General features: G+C 59.3%; 15 protein-coding genes. 7 read left to right on the forward strand and 8 right to left on the reverse strand.

Annotation, left to right across the window (positions count from 1 at the left end; all coding sequences use genetic code 11):
* Positions 1 to 191: 191 nt before the first annotated feature.
* The 5 genes from serS to ftsK all read right to left on the reverse strand — a co-directional run bounded on the left by serS (position 192) and on the right by ftsK (position 6,484).
* Complete coding sequence (gene serS / locus ACWPW0_RS12235; protein WP_447722262.1) at positions 192 to 1,472, reverse strand: serine--tRNA ligase; 1,281 nt, start codon at positions 1,470 to 1,472, stop codon at positions 192 to 194.
* Positions 1,473 to 1,644: 172 nt separating this feature from the next.
* Positions 1,645 to 2,019, reverse strand: a complete 375-nt coding sequence (gene crcB, locus ACWPW0_RS12240) for a fluoride efflux transporter CrcB (RefSeq protein ID WP_454255473.1) — start codon at positions 2,017 to 2,019, stop codon at positions 1,645 to 1,647.
* On the reverse strand, positions 2,016 to 3,341 hold the full coding sequence (locus ACWPW0_RS12245; RefSeq protein WP_454255474.1) for a replication-associated recombination protein A: 1,326 nt from the start codon (positions 3,339 to 3,341) through the stop codon (positions 2,016 to 2,018). Before ACWPW0_RS12245 ends, crcB begins: the two co-directional genes overlap by 4 nt.
* Positions 3,342 to 3,360: 19 nt before the next feature.
* Positions 3,361 to 3,987 carry an outer membrane lipoprotein chaperone LolA gene (gene lolA, locus ACWPW0_RS12250; RefSeq protein ID WP_454255475.1) on the reverse strand — a complete coding sequence of 209 codons (627 nt, stop codon included), beginning with the start codon at positions 3,985 to 3,987 and terminating at the stop codon, positions 3,361 to 3,363.
* A 28-nt stretch (positions 3,988 to 4,015) separates the two neighbouring features.
* Positions 4,016 to 6,484 (reverse strand): DNA translocase FtsK, encoded by a 2,469-nt coding sequence (ftsK, locus tag ACWPW0_RS12255; protein ID WP_447591403.1) that lies wholly within the window; start codon positions 6,482 to 6,484, stop codon positions 4,016 to 4,018.
* A 153-nt stretch (positions 6,485 to 6,637) separates the two neighbouring features.
* Here ftsK and trxB point away from each other — a divergent pair, with 153 nt between their 5' ends.
* From trxB to infA, 4 genes are all read left to right on the forward strand, one after another.
* Positions 6,638 to 7,585, forward strand: coding sequence for a thioredoxin-disulfide reductase (trxB, locus tag ACWPW0_RS12260; RefSeq protein WP_454255476.1), 948 nt, complete (start codon positions 6,638 to 6,640; stop codon positions 7,583 to 7,585).
* Positions 7,586 to 7,628: 43 nt separating this feature from the next.
* Positions 7,629 to 8,309 (forward strand): leucyl/phenylalanyl-tRNA--protein transferase, encoded by a 681-nt coding sequence (gene aat / locus ACWPW0_RS12265; RefSeq protein WP_454255477.1) that lies wholly within the window; start codon positions 7,629 to 7,631, stop codon positions 8,307 to 8,309.
* A gap of 75 nt (positions 8,310 to 8,384) precedes the next feature.
* On the forward strand, positions 8,385 to 9,092 hold the full coding sequence (locus ACWPW0_RS12270) for an arginyltransferase (protein ID WP_454255478.1): 708 nt from the start codon (positions 8,385 to 8,387) through the stop codon (positions 9,090 to 9,092).
* 101 nt (positions 9,093 to 9,193) lie between these two features.
* Positions 9,194 to 9,412: a translation initiation factor IF-1 gene (gene infA, locus ACWPW0_RS12275; protein ID WP_002553999.1), complete on the forward strand. Its 219-nt coding sequence runs from the start codon at positions 9,194 to 9,196 to the stop codon at positions 9,410 to 9,412.
* A 61-nt stretch (positions 9,413 to 9,473) separates the two neighbouring features.
* On the opposite strand, the gene clpA is transcribed toward infA, so the two are convergent.
* Positions 9,474 to 11,744, reverse strand: a complete 2,271-nt coding sequence (gene clpA / locus ACWPW0_RS12280) for an ATP-dependent Clp protease ATP-binding subunit ClpA (protein WP_454255479.1) — start codon at positions 11,742 to 11,744, stop codon at positions 9,474 to 9,476.
* Positions 11,745 to 11,773: 29 nt separating this feature from the next.
* Entirely contained in the window at positions 11,774 to 12,136 is a 363-nt protein-coding gene (gene clpS / locus ACWPW0_RS12285; protein WP_447591392.1) for an ATP-dependent Clp protease adapter ClpS, read from the reverse strand.
* 229 nt (positions 12,137 to 12,365) lie between these two features.
* Between clpS and cspD the strand changes: the two genes are divergently transcribed.
* Positions 12,366 to 12,629, forward strand: coding sequence for a cold shock domain-containing protein CspD (gene cspD, locus ACWPW0_RS12290; RefSeq protein ID WP_454255480.1), 264 nt, complete (start codon positions 12,366 to 12,368; stop codon positions 12,627 to 12,629).
* A gap of 61 nt (positions 12,630 to 12,690) precedes the next feature.
* On the opposite strand, the gene icd is transcribed toward cspD, so the two are convergent.
* Complete coding sequence (gene icd / locus ACWPW0_RS12295) at positions 12,691 to 13,947, reverse strand: NADP-dependent isocitrate dehydrogenase (RefSeq protein ID WP_447591388.1); 1,257 nt, start codon at positions 13,945 to 13,947, stop codon at positions 12,691 to 12,693.
* A gap of 438 nt (positions 13,948 to 14,385) precedes the next feature.
* On the opposite strand from icd, the gene ACWPW0_RS12300 reads away from it, so the two are divergent.
* Positions 14,386 to 16,611, forward strand: coding sequence for an NADP-dependent isocitrate dehydrogenase (locus tag ACWPW0_RS12300; protein WP_454255481.1), 2,226 nt, complete (start codon positions 14,386 to 14,388; stop codon positions 16,609 to 16,611).
* Between the two features lie 88 nt (positions 16,612 to 16,699).
* The gene (locus ACWPW0_RS12305; RefSeq protein ID WP_454255482.1) at positions 16,700 to 17,140 is read left to right on the forward strand and encodes an NUDIX hydrolase; all 441 of its coding nucleotides are present in this window, start codon (positions 16,700 to 16,702) and stop codon (positions 17,138 to 17,140) included.
* Positions 17,141 to 17,154 lie beyond the last annotated feature (14 nt).

The following is a 17,154-nucleotide window of genomic DNA, read 5'->3' on the forward strand; positions in this document are numbered from 1 at the left end:
CCGCTTACGGGCGGCCCACACCCATCGCCACTCCCCTGATGATCAGATCACAGGCTTGCAGGCGATGAACAACAACAGGGTCAAGGAGTCGGTAGACCTCAACCCCGGAATACTTGGCTCACAGACTCATCCTTGAGCCAATCAGCGGCGATCACTCGCTGGTCACTTCCCATTGAGTCGAACTCCAGCAGTTAACCGATGACATCCATGCCGGCCATGTAAGGCTTCAGCACCTCGGGAACGCGAATGCTGCCATCGGCCTGCTGGTAATTCTCCAGCACAGCAACCAGGGTGCGACCAACTGCCAGACCGGAACCATTGAGCGTATGCACCAGCTCAGGTTTGCCGGTTTCCGGATTGCGGTAACGCGCCTGCATGCGGCGGGCCTGGAAATCGCCGCAGTTGGAGCAGGAGGAAATCTCGCGGTACTTGTCCTGGCTCGGCACCCAGACCTCCAGGTCATAGGTCTTGGTCGCGCCAAAGCCCATGTCGCCTGTGCACAAGGACAACACGCGGTACGGCAGCTCCAGCAGTTGCAGAACCCGCTCGGCATTGGCAGTCAGGCCTTCCAGCGCCTCATAGGAAGTGGCTGGGTCGACGATCTGCACCATCTCGACCTTGTCGAACTGATGCTGGCGAATCATCCCGCGGGTATCGCGCCCGGAAGCCCCGGCCTCACTGCGGAAGCACGGCGTATGGGCCACGAATTTCAACGGTAGTTGCTTAGCGTCGAGAATTTCGCCAGCAACGATGTTGGTCAGCGAAACCTCGGCGGTTGGAATCAAGTAGAAGTCGGCTTCACCTTCCCGGGTGATTTTGAACAGATCTTCCTCGAACTTCGGCAACTGGCCGGTACCCTGCAAGGCTGGCGCCTGGACCAGATAGGGTGTGTAGGCCTCTTCGTAACCATGCTCGGCGGTGTGCAGGTTGATCATGAACTGTGCCAGGGCCCGGTGCAGACGGGCAATCGGGCCACGCAACAGAGCAAAGCGCGCACCGGACAACTTGGCGGCAGTCTCGAAGTCCAGCCAGCCGTGCTGTTCACCGAGGCTCACATGGTCCTGCACGGCGAAGTCGAACACACGCGGAGTACCCCAGCGGCGCACCTCGACGTTACCGTCTTCATCTTCACCGACCGGTACCGACTCATGCGGCAGGTTGGGAATGCTCAGCAGCAAGTTGTCCAACTCGCTCTGAATTGTCTCCAGCTCACGCTTGCCGCTATCCAGATCACTGCCCATGCGGTCGACTTCGGCCAGCAACGGCGCGATATCCTCGCCACGGGCCTTGGCTTGGCCAATCGACTTGGAACGGGCGTTACGCTCGGCCTGCAGTTGTTCGGTGTGCGTCTGCACCGCCTTGCGCTGGGCCTCCAGGGCCTCGAAACGGGCCACATCGAGCTGAAAGCCACGAGTAGCCAGGCGGTCCGCAATCTCGTGCAGTTGGGTACGAACCAGTTTGGAGTCGAGCATGGGATGTTCTCGTCTATCGGTAGCGTGAGTAACAGCGACCACCCGCGGCGAACGAAAGCCAGGCAAGGCCACGTAAGGCCGGGAGGTCCAAATAATGAAAGATGCGCAGTTTACAGGTGCTGAAGGAGTATGCCGAAGCCCTTTTTAAGCAGTAGCGCCGACGATTGGCACCTCACAGCCTGGTCAGCGCCAGACCTGCCCACGTAGCAAGCAGCCCGCCCACCACACTGAGCAGCCCATAACCAAGGGCAATCGGCGCCTGGCCACTCTCCAGCAAGCGCAAGGTGTCGAGCGAAAAGGACGAAAAAGTAGTCAGCCCACCCAGAAACCCCACAATCAGACCCGCGCGCAGCTCCAAAGGAATCTCCGGGCGTATCAGAAACAAGCCGTACAGGTAACCGATCAGCAGGCAACCAAGGACGTTGACCGCCAGGGTGGCGCCATAGAAATGCTGTGGCCAGTTCGCACTGATCCAATTACCGGTGGCGAAACGTAGCAACGTACCCGCCATTCCACCTATTGCAACGGAAACGATCACACCGATCACGGCTTCCTCCGCTTACGCGAACTCGCCGCATCCTGGGCAGCCAGATGGGCAAGCTTGTCGCGAATTTTCAACTCCAGACCACGCGGAACAGGCTGGTAGTAGGGTCGAGGCTCAAGCGCTTCCGGAAAATAATCCTCGCCAGCGGCATAAGCATCCGGCTCGTCATGGGCGTAACGGTACTCGTCACCGTAGCCCAGCTCCTTCATCAGCTTGGTCGGCGCATTACGCAAATGCAGCGGCACTTCAAGCGAGCCATGCTCGGCCGCCTCGCGCATGGCGGCCTTGAAGCCCATGTACACCGCATTGCTTTTCGGCGCACACGCCAGGTAGACGATCGCCTGCGCCACCGCCAGCTCACCTTCGGGGCTGCCCAGGCGTTCCTGCACATCCCAGGCATTCAGGCATAGGGTCAGCGCACGCGGGTCGGCATTGCCGATATCTTCGCTGGCCATACGCACGACGCGCCGCGCCAGGTACAACGGATCGCAACCACCGTCGAGCATGCGGGCGAACCAGTACAGCGCCGCATCGGGATTGGAACCACGGACCGACTTGTGCAGCGCGGAAATCTGGTCGTAAAAGGCCTCTCCGCCCTTGTCGAAACGACGGCGGCTGTCGCCCAGCAGGTTCTGCAACAGCTCGACGCCGATTTCACTGCCGTCCTCGGCAAGGTCGGCAGCATTCTCCAGCAGATTGAGCAAACGCCGACCATCGCCATCAGCGGCCGACAGGAGTATCTGGAAACTCTCTTCGGGCAGGCTCAAATGCTGCTTACCCAGCCCCTTGTCTTCGCCCAGCGCCCGCCGCACCAGCTTGCGCATGGCCGCCTCATCAAGGCTTTTCAAGACATAGACACGGGCACGCGAAAGCAGCGCGTTATTCAACTCAAAGGAGGGATTCTCGGTCGTCGCACCAATGAAGATCAGCGTGCCATCTTCAACATAAGGCAAAAATGCATCCTGCTGGCTCTTGTTGAAACGGTGAACTTCATCGACGAAAAGGATGGTGCGCCGGCCATATTGCGCCGCCTGCTGCTTGGCCATGTCCACAGCCTGGCGGATTTCCTTGACCCCGGAAAGCACCGCGGAAATGGTCTCGAAATGCGCCTCTGACACCTGCGCCAGGAGCCTGGCCAGCGTGGTTTTGCCCACGCCTGGCGGCCCCCAGAAGATCATCGAGTGCAGCGCACCCTGCTCCAGCGCTTCGCGCAACGGCTTGCCATGCCCCAACACGTGCTCTTGACCGACGTACTCATCCAGGCTGGTGGCACGCAGGCGTGCGGCCAGGGGTTGAGCGACGGGAGCGGAACGGAACAGGTCCATGGCAAACGCGGGCGACCTCTTATTCCTGGATAACGTCAGCCCCTGCCGGGACGTCGAAAGTGAACTGTTTGGGATCGATCGCTTCGTTCATCTTCACGCTGAGGAAGAGAATATTGGTGCGCTGGCCAATGCTGTCGATCAGTTGCATGTCATTGATCACGCCACGACGGAACGACAGACGCAGGTTATCGAACAGGGTGTCCTTGGCCTTGGGCTTCAACATGAAGTCCACGACTTCGCCGGCCTCCTTGAAGCTGATCTCGAAGTTCTCGCGGATCTTCGACACATCACCGGAAAGCAGCAATGCCGGGGTATGGGTCATACGCTGATCCAGAGCCTGGATGGTTACCTGCATCAGGTCCGGGTCGTACAACCAGACCTTCTCACCGTTGGAAACCAGCAACTGCTCCTGAGGGGCATCGGTGTGCCAGCGGAACAGACCTGGGCGTTTCAGCGCCAACTGCCCCGAGGTTTCCTGCAACTGTGTGCCCGTTCCGTCCAACGTCAGCTGGGAGAAGCGTGCGGTCATGGTCTGGGCCTGGTTCAGCAGTACGGTCAGGCGCTTCACGGCGGCATCTTCGTCGGCATGAGCAGTAATGGCCATACAGGCCAGAGCGGCCAGCAACAGCATGCGAATCAGGCGCATGGATATCCTCTTGGGAAAGTGGAAGTGATCAATCTCGAACCGGGCTCGGAGCCAGGACTTCACGCGAACCATTGGTATTCATCGACGTCACCACCCCAGCCATTTCCATGGCCTCAATCATGCGGGCAGCGCGGTTGTAGCCGATTTTCAGCTTGCGTTGGACAGCAGAAATCGACGCTCGGCGGCTCTCCAGCACGAAATTAACGGCTTCGTCGTACAACGGGTCAGCTTCGCTGCCCTCACCACCGTCGCCGCCACTACCGCCGTCGAAGCCACTGCCGCTCTCTTCGACACCCGCCAGGATGTCCTCGATGTAATCGGGCGCACCACGCTGTTTCCAGGCCTCCACCACGCGGTGCACCTCGTCATCGGAAACGAATGCGCCATGCACGCGGATCGGCAGGCCTGTGCCCGGTGGCAGATAGAGCATGTCGCCATGACCGAGCAATTGCTCCGCCCCGCCCTGATCGAGAATAGTGCGCGAGTCGATCTTGCTGGAGACCTGAAAGGCCATGCGGGTCGGAATGTTGGCCTTGATCAGACCGGTAATCACGTCGACCGACGGGCGCTGGGTCGCAAGGATCAGGTGGATGCCCGCAGCACGCGCCTTCTGCGCGATACGTGCGATCAGCTCTTCGACCTTCTTGCCGACAATCATCATCATGTCGGCAAACTCGTCGACCACCACCACGATGGTCGGCAGTGTTTTCAGCAGCGGCGCTTCGTCTTCCATGCTTTCGCGGCGATACAGCGGATCGGTCAGCGGCGTCCCAGCTTCTTCGGCATCCTTGATCTTGCGGTTGAAGCCCGCCAGGTTACGCACGCCCATCGCTGCCATAAGCTTGTAGCGCCGCTCCATCTCGGCAACGCTCCAGCGCAGGGCATTGGCGGCTTCCTTCATGTCGGTGACGACCGGGCACAGCAGGTGCGGGATGCCTTCATAGATGGACAGTTCGAGCATCTTCGGGTCGATCATGATCAAGCGCGCCTCTTCCGGCGTTGACTTGAACAGAATCGACAGGATCATCGCGTTGACCCCCACCGACTTACCAGAGCCTGTAGTACCGGCCACCAGCAGGTGCGGCATCTTGGCCAGATCGGTGATCACCGGCTTGCCGCCGATGTCGTGGCCCAAGGCCAGTGTCACTGGCGACTTGGCATCGTCGTACTCAGGCGAGGACAACACCTCGGAGAAACGCACGATCTGTCGGTCCTCGTTGGGAATCTCGATACCGACTGTGGTCTTGCCAGGGATCACCTCCACGACCCGCACGCTGATGATCGCCATCGAGCGCGCCAGGTCCTTGGCCAGGCCAGAGATACGGCTGACCTTGATCCCGGCCGCCAACTGAATCTCGAAGCGCGTGATCACAGGGCCCGGGTGCACGGATTCGACCTGCACCTCGACACCAAACTCCTTGAGCTTGATCTCCAGCAGCCGCGACATGGCTTCGAGCGACTCGGGGGAGAATTGCTTCTGTTTCTTTTCCGCGACATCCAGAATGGAGATTGGCGGCAGGCTGCCGGCCACGGCACTGTCCTCGAACAGCGGAACCTGTTTTTCCTTCAGCACGCGCTTGCTCGGCTCGGCAGCCTTGGGGGCAGGCGGCGGTGCAATGACCGGCGCTGTGCGACTCTCGCGCTCACTCATGTGCTTGGTCAGGGAATCTTCACGGGCGATCAAGCGCTCCTTGACCTTGGCCTGCTCGCGGCGATCCCGAACGACGGGCGCAGCAACCTCGGAGACACGATCATCCACCTCGCGCAATTGCGCTACCAGTTGCTTGCGCTCGACACGGGCATTCCACCAGCGATTGATCAGGCTGTTGATCAGCTCGAACAGATCCAGGGTGATCTTGCCGGTGAGGTCCATCATCTTGAACCAGGACAGATCGGTGAACACCGTCAGCCCGAACAGAAACAGGGCAATAAATAGCAGTGTGCTGCCCTGAACATTGAGCGCATTGATCGCCAACTGGCCCAGGCTTTCACCCAATGCGCCGCCTGCGGAGGCTGGCATACCTGCAGCAGAGTGAAAATGGATATAGGCCAGTACAGCGCCAGACAGAATCAGAAATACCAGACCAATCAGACGCCAGGAGAACAGCCAACCGCTCCACTGCCAGGGCTGATGGCGATTGCGGAAAACCTGCCAGGTTTTGACGGCCAGCAGCAACGGAAATACGTAGGCGAAATAGCCCAGCGCCATGAACAGGATATCGGCGAACCAGGCACCAGCACGGCCTGCGGCGTTCTGCACTTGCTCGACGTTACTGGTATGACTCCAGCCCGGATCCTTCTGGTCGTAGGTCAGCAGGGCCATCCAGAGATAGAGGCACAACGCTCCAAGGGCGATCAACGCACCTTCCTTGAGACGGTAGTGCAGTTGCTGACGCCAGAGCGGGACCTGAGCTGTAGAGGTGGAGTTCTTCAAAACGCTGCGATTCCTGCGCCCTCGGCGCGACCAACGACCAATGAATAGACGAACGCGGACCATTGTACGTATTTACAGGTCCGATGCCACGCAGACCAGGCCAGACGCCACGTTTTGCCGCCCTTCCTGCTTCGGTGTAGCATACCCGCCAGCATCTTGCATGCACCTTAATTGGAGCATGCATTCTCTTTTGTGACAAAGGCTTATGAGGTTTTTATGAGCGAAGTCAAGCACTCGCGCCTGATCATTCTGGGCTCCGGCCCTGCCGGCTATACCGCAGCTGTCTACGCCGCCCGCGCCAACCTCAAGCCCCTGGTCATCACCGGCATCCAGCCTGGCGGCCAACTGACCACCACCACCGAGGTCGACAACTGGCCAGGTGATGTGGAAGGCCTCACCGGCCCGGCCCTGATGGAGCGCATGCAAAAACATGCGGAGCGCTTCGATACCGAGATCGTCTACGACCACATTCACACCGCCGAGTTGCAGAGCAAGCCGTTCACCCTCAAGGGCGACAGCTGTACCTACACCTGCGACGCGCTGATCATCGCTACCGGCGCCAGTGCACAGTACCTCGGCCTTCCCTCCGAAGAGGCCTTTGCCGGCAAAGGCGTATCCGCCTGCGCCACCTGCGACGGCTTCTTCTATCGCAACCAGGTCGTCTGCGTGGTCGGCGGCGGCAACACTGCCGTTGAGGAGGCTCTGTACCTGTCCAACATCGCCAAGGAAGTGCACCTGATCCACCGTCGCGACAAGCTGCGCTCGGAGAAGATCCTGCAGGACAAGCTGTTCGACAAGGCCGCCAATGGCAATGTTCGTCTGCACTGGAACCACACCCTGGAAGAAGTACTCGGCGATGCCAGCGGCGTAACCGGCGTCCGCCTGAAAAACACCGAAAGTGGTGCAACGCATGAGCTGAACCTGGCCGGTGTATTCATTGCTATCGGCCACAAGCCCAATACCGATCTGTTCCAGGGACAATTGGAGATGCGCGACGGCTACCTGATCGTGCAAGGCGGCAACGAAGGCAATGCCACCGCCACCAGTATCGACGGCGTTTTTGCCGCCGGCGACGTGGCTGACCATGTCTACCGCCAAGCCATCACTTCGGCAGGAGCCGGCTGCATGGCTGCGCTCGACGCCGAAAAATACCTCGATATCTAAGTAGGCATGGGCGGCCCGTCATCGGCCGCCCTACCCCACTCCGATGCTGACCTGGCTGCAGCGCGACAACCTGAGCTTCCCACCTCTGGACAAAGCGCTCCGCGAACCCAACGGCCTGCTCGCTGCGGGCGGTGACCTATTGCCCGCACGCCTGCTTGCCGCCTATCGGCATGGCTGCTTCCCCTGGTATCAGGACGGTCAGCCTCTGCTCTGGTGGTCACCCGACCCACGTACGGTCCTGCTTCCCGACGAACTTCACGTATCTCGCAGCCTGGCCAAGCTGATACGCCAGCACCGCTTTGAAGTCAGTTTCGATCAAGACTTCGCAGCCGTTATCCAAGCCTGCGCCGGCCCTCGCGCCTATGCCGATGGCACCTGGATCACCCAACCAATGCAAGCGGCCTACCTGCACCTACATCAACAAGGCATCGCCCACTCGGTCGAAGTCTGGCTTGATGGCGTGCTGGTGGGCGGCCTGTATGGTTTGGCAATGGGTAGGCTGTTTTTCGGCGAATCCATGTTCAGCCACACTGACAATGCCTCCAAGGTCGGCTTCGTCACCCTCGTTGGCAAACTACGGGATTGGGGATTTACCCTCATTGATTGCCAGATGCCGACCCAGCATCTGCAAAGCTTTGGCGCCAAGCCCATCCCAAGAACGGAATTTGCCCTCTACCTGCAACGCTATCTGGACCAGCCCACCCCGGCAGACTGGCGTGCCTAGCGAACCACACAGGCTCGGTGGTAGCGCCCCGCACACTGGCATACACTTGCTCATGGGCCCTCCCGAGAGCTGACCATGACCGAACTGGCTCGCCTCAAGTTCTATGCCACCCAGCCACACCCTTGTAGCTATCTGCCCGAGGAACAGGCCACCACCCTGTTCCTCGACCCCAGCCAGCCAATGGATGTGCAGGTCTATGCCGAGCTATCTGAAATGGGCTTCAGGCGTAGCGGCGACCACTTGTATCGCCCCCACTGCCAACGCTGTACAGCTTGCGTTCCGGCACGCATTCCTGCGGCCCAGTTCACCCCAACTCGCCAACAAAAACGCATCCTCAAACGCAATGCCGACATCAGTGTCGCAGCCGCCCAACCAGCTTTTAACGAGGAGTACTACGCGCTTTACGCCCGCTACATCGAGCAGCGCCATGCCGATGGTGATATGCACCCACCCAGCCGAGATCAATTCAGTACATTCCTGATCCGCGACCTGCCCTTTTCCAGGTTCTATGAGTTTCGCGTGTCCGGACGCCTGCTCGCCGTGGCTGTCACGGATGTGCTGCCCAATGGCCTTTCCGCGGTCTATACCTTTTACGACCCGGACGAGGAGCGCCGCAGCCTGGGACGCTTCGCCATTCTCTGGCAGATTGCCGAAGCCGAGCGCCTTGGCCTGGAAGCCGTCTACCTCGGTTACTGGATCAAGAACTGCCGAAAAATGAGCTACAAGACCCAATACCGCCCCATAGAGCTGTTCGTCAACCAGCGTTGGGTCGTCCTTTCCTGAAGCCACTTGGCGCGCGCGCGAGTTTTCGGGCACAATGCACGCCGCTTTTGCCCGGAGCCACTTGCGCCGGGCCACTCATTGAATACCGAGGACTTTACTGCATGTCGAAAGAAGACAGCTTCGAAATGGAAGGTACTGTCGTCGACACCCTGCCCAACACCATGTTTCGTGTGGAGTTGGAAAACGGGCACGTCGTTACAGCGCATATCTCCGGAAAGATGCGCAAGAATTACATCCGTATCCTGACTGGCGACAAGGTTCGCGTCGAGCTGACGCCCTACGACCTGAGCAAAGGGCGTATCACCTACCGCGCCCGCTAAGCACGTCAGAACGAAAAACGCCCGGCATTGCCGGGCGTTTTCGTTTACCTGCACATTACCGTCACGCCGGCTCAGCCGTGGTTTCAAAGTCGAACGTCAGTTCGCCATTGACCAGGTCGATGTGCACGATCCCACCATGCTCGGCCAGTTCGCCAAAGAGAATCTCCTCGGCCAGTGGTCGCTTGATCCGGTCCTGAATCAGACGCGCCATCGGGCGAGCGCCCATCTGCACGTCGTAGCCCTTCTCGGCCAACCAGCCACGCGCCGCATCACTGACCTCAAGCTGCACGCGTTTGTCCTCGAGCTGCGCCTGCAATTCGGTGAGGAATTTGTCGACGATGCTTTTGATGACCTCGTGACTCAGGCGACCAAACTGGATGATGGTGTCCAGACGGTTGCGAAACTCCGGAGTGAAGCTCTTCTTGATCACTTCCATGGCATCGGAGGTGTGATCCTGATGAGTAAACCCGATCGATGCCCGCGCCGCAGTTTCCGCGCCGGCGTTGGTGGTCATGATCAGGATGACATTGCGGAAATCCGCCTTGCGCCCGTTGTTGTCCGTCAGCGTGCCGTGGTCCATGACTTGCAATAGCAGGTTGAAGACTTCCGGGTGCGCCTTCTCGATCTCGTCCAGCAGCAGTACGCAATGCGGTTGCTTGGTAATCGCTTCCGTCAGCAGGCCGCCCTGGTCGAACCCGACATAACCAGGGGGTGCCCCGATCAGGCGCGATACGGTATGTCGCTCCATGTACTCGGACATATCGAAGCGCACCAGCTCAATGCCCATGGCTTTGGCCAGTTGTCGAGCCGCCTCGGTCTTGCCCACGCCGGTGGGGCCGGCAAACAAGAAAGAGCCAACCGGTTTGTCCGGCGCCTTGAGACCGGCACGCGACAGCTTGATTGCTGTAGCGAGCGAATCGATTGCTGCATCCTGACCAAAAACCGTCAGCTTGAGGTCACGCTCGAGGTTGCGCAGCAGCTCCTTGTCCGAACTGGTGACATGCTTTGGCGGGATCCGGGCAATCTTGGCCACGATATCCTCGACCTGAGCAACCTCGATACGCTTGGCGCGCTTATCTTCCGGCTGCAGGCGCTGATAGGCACCCGCCTCGTCAATCACGTCGATGGCTTTGTCCGGCATATGCCGGTCATTGATATAGCGAGCCGCCAGCTCGGCCGCAGCCCGCAATGCTTCGTCGCTGTACTCGATGTGGTGATGCTGCTCAAAACGCGGCCGAAGCCCCTTGAGAATACCCACGGTATCCTCGACCGACGGCTCGCTGACGTCGACCTTCTGGAAGCGCCGCGCCAAAGCCCGATCCTTCTCGAAGATGCCGCGGAACTCTTGGAAGGTCGTCGAACCAATGCAACGGATCTCCCCTGAAGAAAGCAGCGGCTTGAGCAAGTTCGAAGCATCCATCACACCGCCCGAGGCGGCGCCAGCACCAATGATGGTGTGGATTTCATCGATGAACAGGATGGCATGGGGGCGTTTGCGCAATTCATTGAGCAAGGCCTTCAAACGCTTCTCGAAATCGCCACGGTACTTGGTACCCGCCAGCAACGCGCCCAGATCAAGGGAATAAACCACGCTCTCGGAGAGCAGGTCCGGCACCTGACCGTCGACGATGCGCTTGGCCAGACCTTCGGCAATGGCTGTCTTGCCGACACCCGCCTCGCCAACCAGCAACGGGTTGTTCTTGCGCCGCCGCGCGAGGATCTGCGCCACCCGTTCGACTTCGGTCTCGCGCCCGACCAGCGGATCAATCCGCCCCTGACGCGACAACTCGTTCAGATTACTGGCATAGGCATCCAGAGGATTGCTCGAGGCAGAGGACTCGCCTCCCTCCTCATCCTGCATGTCCTGTTCGCCTTCCGAGTGATCGACATGCCCTGGCACCTTGGAAATACCGTGAGCGATGTAATTGACCACATCGATACGCGCCACATTCTGCTGCTTGAGCAGGAACACAGCCTGACTTTCCTGCTCACTGAAGATCGCAACCAGCACATTCGCGCCGGTCACCTCACGCTTGCCGGAACTCTGCACGTGGAACACTGCACGCTGCAGGACGCGCTGAAAGCCTAGTGTAGGCTGGGTTTCGCGCTCCTCATCGTGCTGAGGAATCAGTGGTGTGGTGGAATCAATGAATTCCTGCAAATCATGCCGAAGCTTGTCCAGATTCGCACCGCAGGCGCGCAGGACAGTAGCGGCAGCTTCATTGTCCAGCAGTGCAAGCAACAGGTGCTCGACCGTCATGAACTCATGGCGCTTAACACGCGCTTCTTTGAAGGCAAGATTGAGGGTGACTTCCAGCTCTCGATTCAACATAGCTTCACCTCTTACCCAGGCGGCCGGTATTAACCGTCCTTCTCTATCTCACAGAGTAGCGGATGCTGACTGTCCTTGGCGTACTGGTTGACCTGCATGGCCTTGGTCTCGGCTATATCGCGGGTAAACACGCCACAGACAGCCCGTCCCTCTGTATGGACGGTTAGCATGATCTTGGTTGCCAGTTCACGATTGTGATTGAAGAACACCTCCAATACTTCGACCACGAAGTCCATCGGTGTGTAATCGTCGTTGTACATCAACACCTTGTACATCGGCGGCGCCTTGAGCGCTGGCTTGGCTTCCTGCACGGCAATGCCGGAGGCGTCATCCTCGTGCGAGGCCGGACGATCCTGATTGGATGTTAGACGAATCTGGTTTCTTGCATACATACGAAAGTGAATGCTTCGTGGCTGGGCGATACGGATGCTAGACAGGTTTATGACCAGCTTCTCAGCCAGCCGCCGGAGTGCCTTGACTAACGGCAAATCGGTGTTACAAACAATGGATACCCACGTCGGGTATCGGGGTTCCACACCCTCGCCCAACCAGGCTGATTCAAGTGTGGAACTGAAGTGGATGATACTCCAGTGATGGAGTCCTTTGCAGAGGGATATCAGCATGCTCAGCGGCAAGGTCAAGTGGTTCAACAACGCCAAGGGTTACGGCTTCGTCGTCGCCGACGGCCGAGATGAGGACCTATTCGCCCATTATTCGGCCATCCACATGGAAGGCTACAAGACTCTGAAGGCTGGCCAGCCTGTCAGCTTCGATATTCTGCAAGGCCCCAAAGGCCTGCACGCCGTGAATATCAGCCCCATCCTGGCAACCAGTGAATCCCCGGCGACCACCAGCGCGCCACAAAGCACTCCGATAGAAGCCTAAAGAGCATCAAATGAAAAAGGCCGGTCTAAGACCGGCCTTTTTTTCGTTACCGCTCGTCGAATTACATGTGAGCGATCATGGCGTCGCCGAACTCGGAGCAGGACAGCAGCGTAGCCCCATCCATCAGGCGTTCGAAGTCATAGGTCACGGTCTTGGCCGAAATAGCGCCGTTGGTGCCCTTGATGATCAGGTCAGCCGCCTCGATCCAGCCCATGTGGCGCAGCATCATTTCAGCCGAGAGGATGACCGAGCCCGGGTTGACCTTGTCCTGGCCGGCATACTTCGGTGCAGTGCCATGAGTGGCCTCGAACATGGCAACGGTGTCGGACAGGTTGGCACCTGGCGCGATACCGATACCACCCACTTCAGCCGCCAGGGCGTCGGAGAGGTAGTCACCGTTCAGGTTCAGCGTGGCAATCACGTCGTACTCGGCCGGGCGCAGCAGAATCTGCTGCAGCATGGCGTCGGCGATGGCGTCCTTGACCACGACGTTCTTACCGGTTTTCGGGTTCTTGAACTGCATCCAAGGACCACCGTCCAGCAACTCGGCACCGAACTCGTTCTTGGCGATTTCGTAGCCCCACTCTTTGAAGGCACCTTCGGTGAACTTCATGATGTTGCCTTTGTGCACAATGGTCAGCGACTCGCGGTCATTATCGACCACGTATTGCAGGGCCTTGCGCACCAGACGCTGAGTACCTTCTTTGGAAACCGGCTTGACGCCGATGCCGCAGTCCTGGTCGAAACGGATCTTGGTGACACCCATTTCTTCTTTCAGGAACTTGATGACCTTGGTCGCCTCGGGCGAGCCAGCCTTCCACTCGATACCGGCATAAATATCTTCGGAGTTTTCACGGAAGATGGTCATATCGACGTCGCCTGGCTTCTTCACCGGGCTCGGTACGCCTTCGAACCAACGCACAGGGCGCAGGCAGACATACAAATCGAGCTCCTGGCGCAGGGCAACGTTCAACGAACGAATACCACCGCCTACCGGGGTGGTCAAAGGGCCCTTGATCGAGACGACATAGTCGCGAACGGCTTCAAGGGTTTCTTTTGGCAGCCAGGTATCCTGGTCGTAAACCTGGGTGGCCTTCTCGCCGGCATAGACTTCCATCCAGGAAATCTTGCGCTTGCCGCCATAGGCTTTCTCGACCGCGGCATCGACGACCTTGATCATCACCGGACTGATATCAACCCCGATACCATCTCCTTCGATATAAGGAATGATCGGGTTGTTCGGTACGTTGAGAGACATGTCCGCATTGACGGTGATTTTGTCACCGGTCGCCGGCACCTGGATCTTTTGGTATCCCATTCTTGACTCCGCTGCATGGTTGAACATCAGGGTCTCAAGAGCTTACCCCACTTGAAACGGCCTGAACCATCTCTTCGTTAGTCTAACGCCCTCTTCCCGCCCGCTCGCGGAGCGGATCTCCTTTGTGCCAAACCGGCCCCGGCACGGTCATGCCGAAAACAGGAGTCACGACTTGGTTATCAAGAACGTATTTAGGTGATTGCGGCGATGATATACTCCGCCCCGTGACTCGAGAGTCATAGGAGCAGCTGCTCTACGACGCAGATTCCAGCTTCTGATACCTGCTACCGCAGGACTACCGCTTGACACTCTACTGGTGCCATCAACATCACAGCGGCAACTTCTCGTCTCCTCGCTTCGGAAACCTCCCGAACGAAGCGCTTACCCGGCGCACCGCGAGATTCTGTGCACGCTCTGCAAGAAGAGAGTTAACCCTACATGCCCACCCGCTCGAAGATTGTTTACACCTTCACCGACGAAGCTCCCGCCCTCGCCACCTACTCCCTGCTCCCTATCGTAAAAGCCTTCGCTGCCGCTGCCGATATCGACGTGGAAACCAGCGACATTTCGCTGGCCGCTCGAATTCTCGCCAGCTTCTCCGACCGGCTGGATGCGAGCAAAAAGGTTTCGGACGACCTCGCTCAACTAGCGGTACTGGCTACAGACCCGGCAGCCAACATCATCAAACTGCCAAACATCAGCGCATCCGTCCCCCAGCTCAAGGGCGCCATCGCCGAGCTGCAGGCACTGGGCTACAACATTCCGGACTTCCCGGAAGAGCCGACCAGCGACGAAGACAAGGACGTTCGCGCACGCTACAGCAAGGTGCTGGGCAGCGCGGTGAACCCGGTGCTCCGTGAAGGCAACTCCGACCGCCGCGCTCCCGCCGCCGTCAAGGCTTTTGCCCGCAAGCACCCGCACTCCATGGGCAAGTGGAGCATGGCTTCGCAGTCCCACGCCGACTACATGCGTGGCGGTGACTTCTTCTCCAGCGAACAGTCCTTCACCATGGACAAAGCCGGCAAGGTCCGCATCGAGTTCGTGAGCAAGAATGGCAAGGTCGAGGTCAAAAAGGAGCTGAACCTGCAGGCTGGCGAAGTGCTGGACGGCATGTTCATGAGCTGCCGCCAACTGCGCAACTTCTTCGAGCGCACCCTGCGCGAGTGCAAAGAAACTGGCGTGATGTGGTCCCTGCACGTCAAGGCGACCATGATGAAGGTGTCCCACCCCATCGTCTTCGGCCACGCGGTCAGCGTTTACTACAAAGACGCTTTCGACAAGTACGCCGACCTGTTCGCCGAGCTGGGCGTCAACCCGAACAACGGCCTGTCCAGCGTCTATGACAAGATCAAGGTGCTGCCGGCCTCCCAGCAGGAAGAAATCCAGCACGACCTGCACGCCTGCTACAGCAATCGCCCGGAAATGGCGATGGTCGACTCGGTCAAGGGCATCACCAACCTGCACATCCCGAGCGACGTCATCGTCGACGCCTCGATGCCGGCCATGATCCGCAACTCCGGCCAGATGTGGGGCAAGGACGGCAAGCAGAAAGACACCAAAGCCGTCATGCCTGAAAGCACCTATGCGCGCATCTATCAGGAGATGATCAACTTCTGCAAAACCAATGGCGCGTTCGATCCCACCACCATGGGCTCGGTGCCGAACGTCGGCCTGATGGCGCAGAAAGCTGAAGAGTACGGCAGCCACGACAAGACCTTCGAGTTGGCCGCCGATGGCATCATGCGTGTGGTCCTGGAAGACGGCACCGTGAAGATCGAGCACCAGGTCGAGGCCGGTGACATCTGGCGTGCCTGCCAGACCAAGGACGCGCCGATCCGAGACTGGGTCAAGCTGGCCGTTACCCGTGCCCGCCAGTCCAACACCCCTGCCATCTTCTGGCTGGACCCGGAGCGCGCGCACGACCGTCAACTGTCCCTGAAGGTCAACGAGTACCTCAAGGAACACGACCTGACCGGCCTGGATATTCGCCAGATGGGCTACAACGAAGCCATCCGCGTCTCCATGGAACGCCTGATTCGTGGCCTGGACACCATTTCCGTGACCGGCAACGTCCTGCGCGACTACCTGACCGACCTGTTCCCCATCATGGAGCTGGGTACATCCGCCAAGATGCTCTCCATCGTCCCCCTGATGGCAGGCGGCGGCATGTACGAAACCGGTGCCGGCGGCTCGGCACCGAAGCACGTCCAGCAGCTGATCGAAGAGAACCACCTGCGCTGGGACTCGCTGGGCGAATTCCTGGCCCTGGCCGTTTCTCTGGAAGAAACCGGCATCAAGACCAACAATGCCAAGGCCAAGCTGCTTGGCACCGCACTGGACGCTGCTACCGGCAAGTTGCTGGACAACAACAAGTCGCCATCGCGCAAGACTGGCGAAATCGACAACCGTGGCAGCCACTTCTACCTGGCCCTGTACTGGGCTCAGGAACTGGCGGCGCAGACCGAAGATGCCGCGCTGGCGGCGCACTTCGCTCCGCTGGCCAAGACCCTGGCCGACAACGAGGCCGTCATCCTGGCCGAACTGGCCAAGGTGCAAGGCAGCGCGGTCGATATCGGCGGCTACTACAAGTCCAACCCTGAGCTGACCGCTCAAGTCATGCGCCCGAGCGCAACCCTGAACGCAGCGATCGATTCGCTGGTTTAAGGCGCCACGCTCGCGTCATGGCAAAACGGAACCCCGGCCCACGCGCCGGGGTTCTTGCATCTGTCCATCATCACAAGGAGTTCCGCACATGGATTGGACACCCCACATCACTGTTGCCACCATCGTCGAAGATCAGGGGCGCTTCCTGTTTGTCGAAGAGCATTGCGCAGGCCAGCAGGTTCTCAACCAACCAGCCGGTCATCTGGAAGCCAATGAAAGCCTGATTCAGGCAGCCGTGCGCGAAACCCTGGAAGAGACCGGCTGGGAGATAGAAGTCACCGCAGTGACCGGCATCTACCTGTACACCGCACCCAGCAATGGCGTGACCTATCAACGCGTGTGCTTTGCCGCCCGCCCCCTGCGCCATCGCCCGGAAAGCCCCCTGGATCAAGGCATCATCGGCCCACTCTGGCTTAGCCGTGAAGAACTGGAGAGTCAGCGCAAGCGCTGGCGCAGCGAGCTTGTAGGCCAGTGTTTGGACGACTACCTGAGCGGCGAGCGCTTTGCCCTGAGCCTGATCCGCAACTGACACACGGCGAGCGG

The organism is Pseudomonas sp. Marseille-Q8238 (genome assembly GCF_965111915.1).

Bases quoted from the DNA above. Each gene is read 5' to 3' on its own strand.
- ACWPW0_RS12300 (WP_454255481.1), top strand. From the start codon at position 14,386: ATGCCCACCCGCTCGAAGATTGTTTACACCTTCACCGACGAAGCTCCC.
- ACWPW0_RS12245 (WP_454255474.1), bottom strand. From the start codon at position 3,341: ATGGACCTGTTCCGTTCCGCTCCCGTCGCTCAACCCCTGGCCGCACGC.
- lolA (WP_454255475.1), bottom strand. From the start codon at position 3,987: ATGCGCCTGATTCGCATGCTGTTGCTGGCCGCTCTGGCCTGTATGGCC.
- clpA (WP_454255479.1), bottom strand. From the start codon at position 11,744: ATGTTGAATCGAGAGCTGGAAGTCACCCTCAATCTTGCCTTCAAAGAA.
- ACWPW0_RS12270 (WP_454255478.1), top strand. From the start codon at position 8,385: ATGACCGAACTGGCTCGCCTCAAGTTCTATGCCACCCAGCCACACCCT.
- clpS (WP_447591392.1), bottom strand. From the start codon at position 12,136: ATGTATGCAAGAAACCAGATTCGTCTAACATCCAATCAGGATCGTCCG.
- ACWPW0_RS12305 (WP_454255482.1), top strand. From the start codon at position 16,700: ATGGATTGGACACCCCACATCACTGTTGCCACCATCGTCGAAGATCAG.
- infA (WP_002553999.1), top strand. From the start codon at position 9,194: ATGTCGAAAGAAGACAGCTTCGAAATGGAAGGTACTGTCGTCGACACC.
- cspD (WP_454255480.1), top strand. From the start codon at position 12,366: ATGCTCAGCGGCAAGGTCAAGTGGTTCAACAACGCCAAGGGTTACGGC.
- aat (WP_454255477.1), top strand. From the start codon at position 7,629: ATGCTGACCTGGCTGCAGCGCGACAACCTGAGCTTCCCACCTCTGGAC.
- icd (WP_447591388.1), bottom strand. From the start codon at position 13,947: ATGGGATACCAAAAGATCCAGGTGCCGGCGACCGGTGACAAAATCACC.
- serS (WP_447722262.1), bottom strand. From the start codon at position 1,472: ATGCTCGACTCCAAACTGGTTCGTACCCAACTGCACGAGATTGCGGAC.
- trxB (WP_454255476.1), top strand. From the start codon at position 6,638: ATGAGCGAAGTCAAGCACTCGCGCCTGATCATTCTGGGCTCCGGCCCT.
- ftsK (WP_447591403.1), bottom strand. From the start codon at position 6,484: ATGGTCCGCGTTCGTCTATTCATTGGTCGTTGGTCGCGCCGAGGGCGC.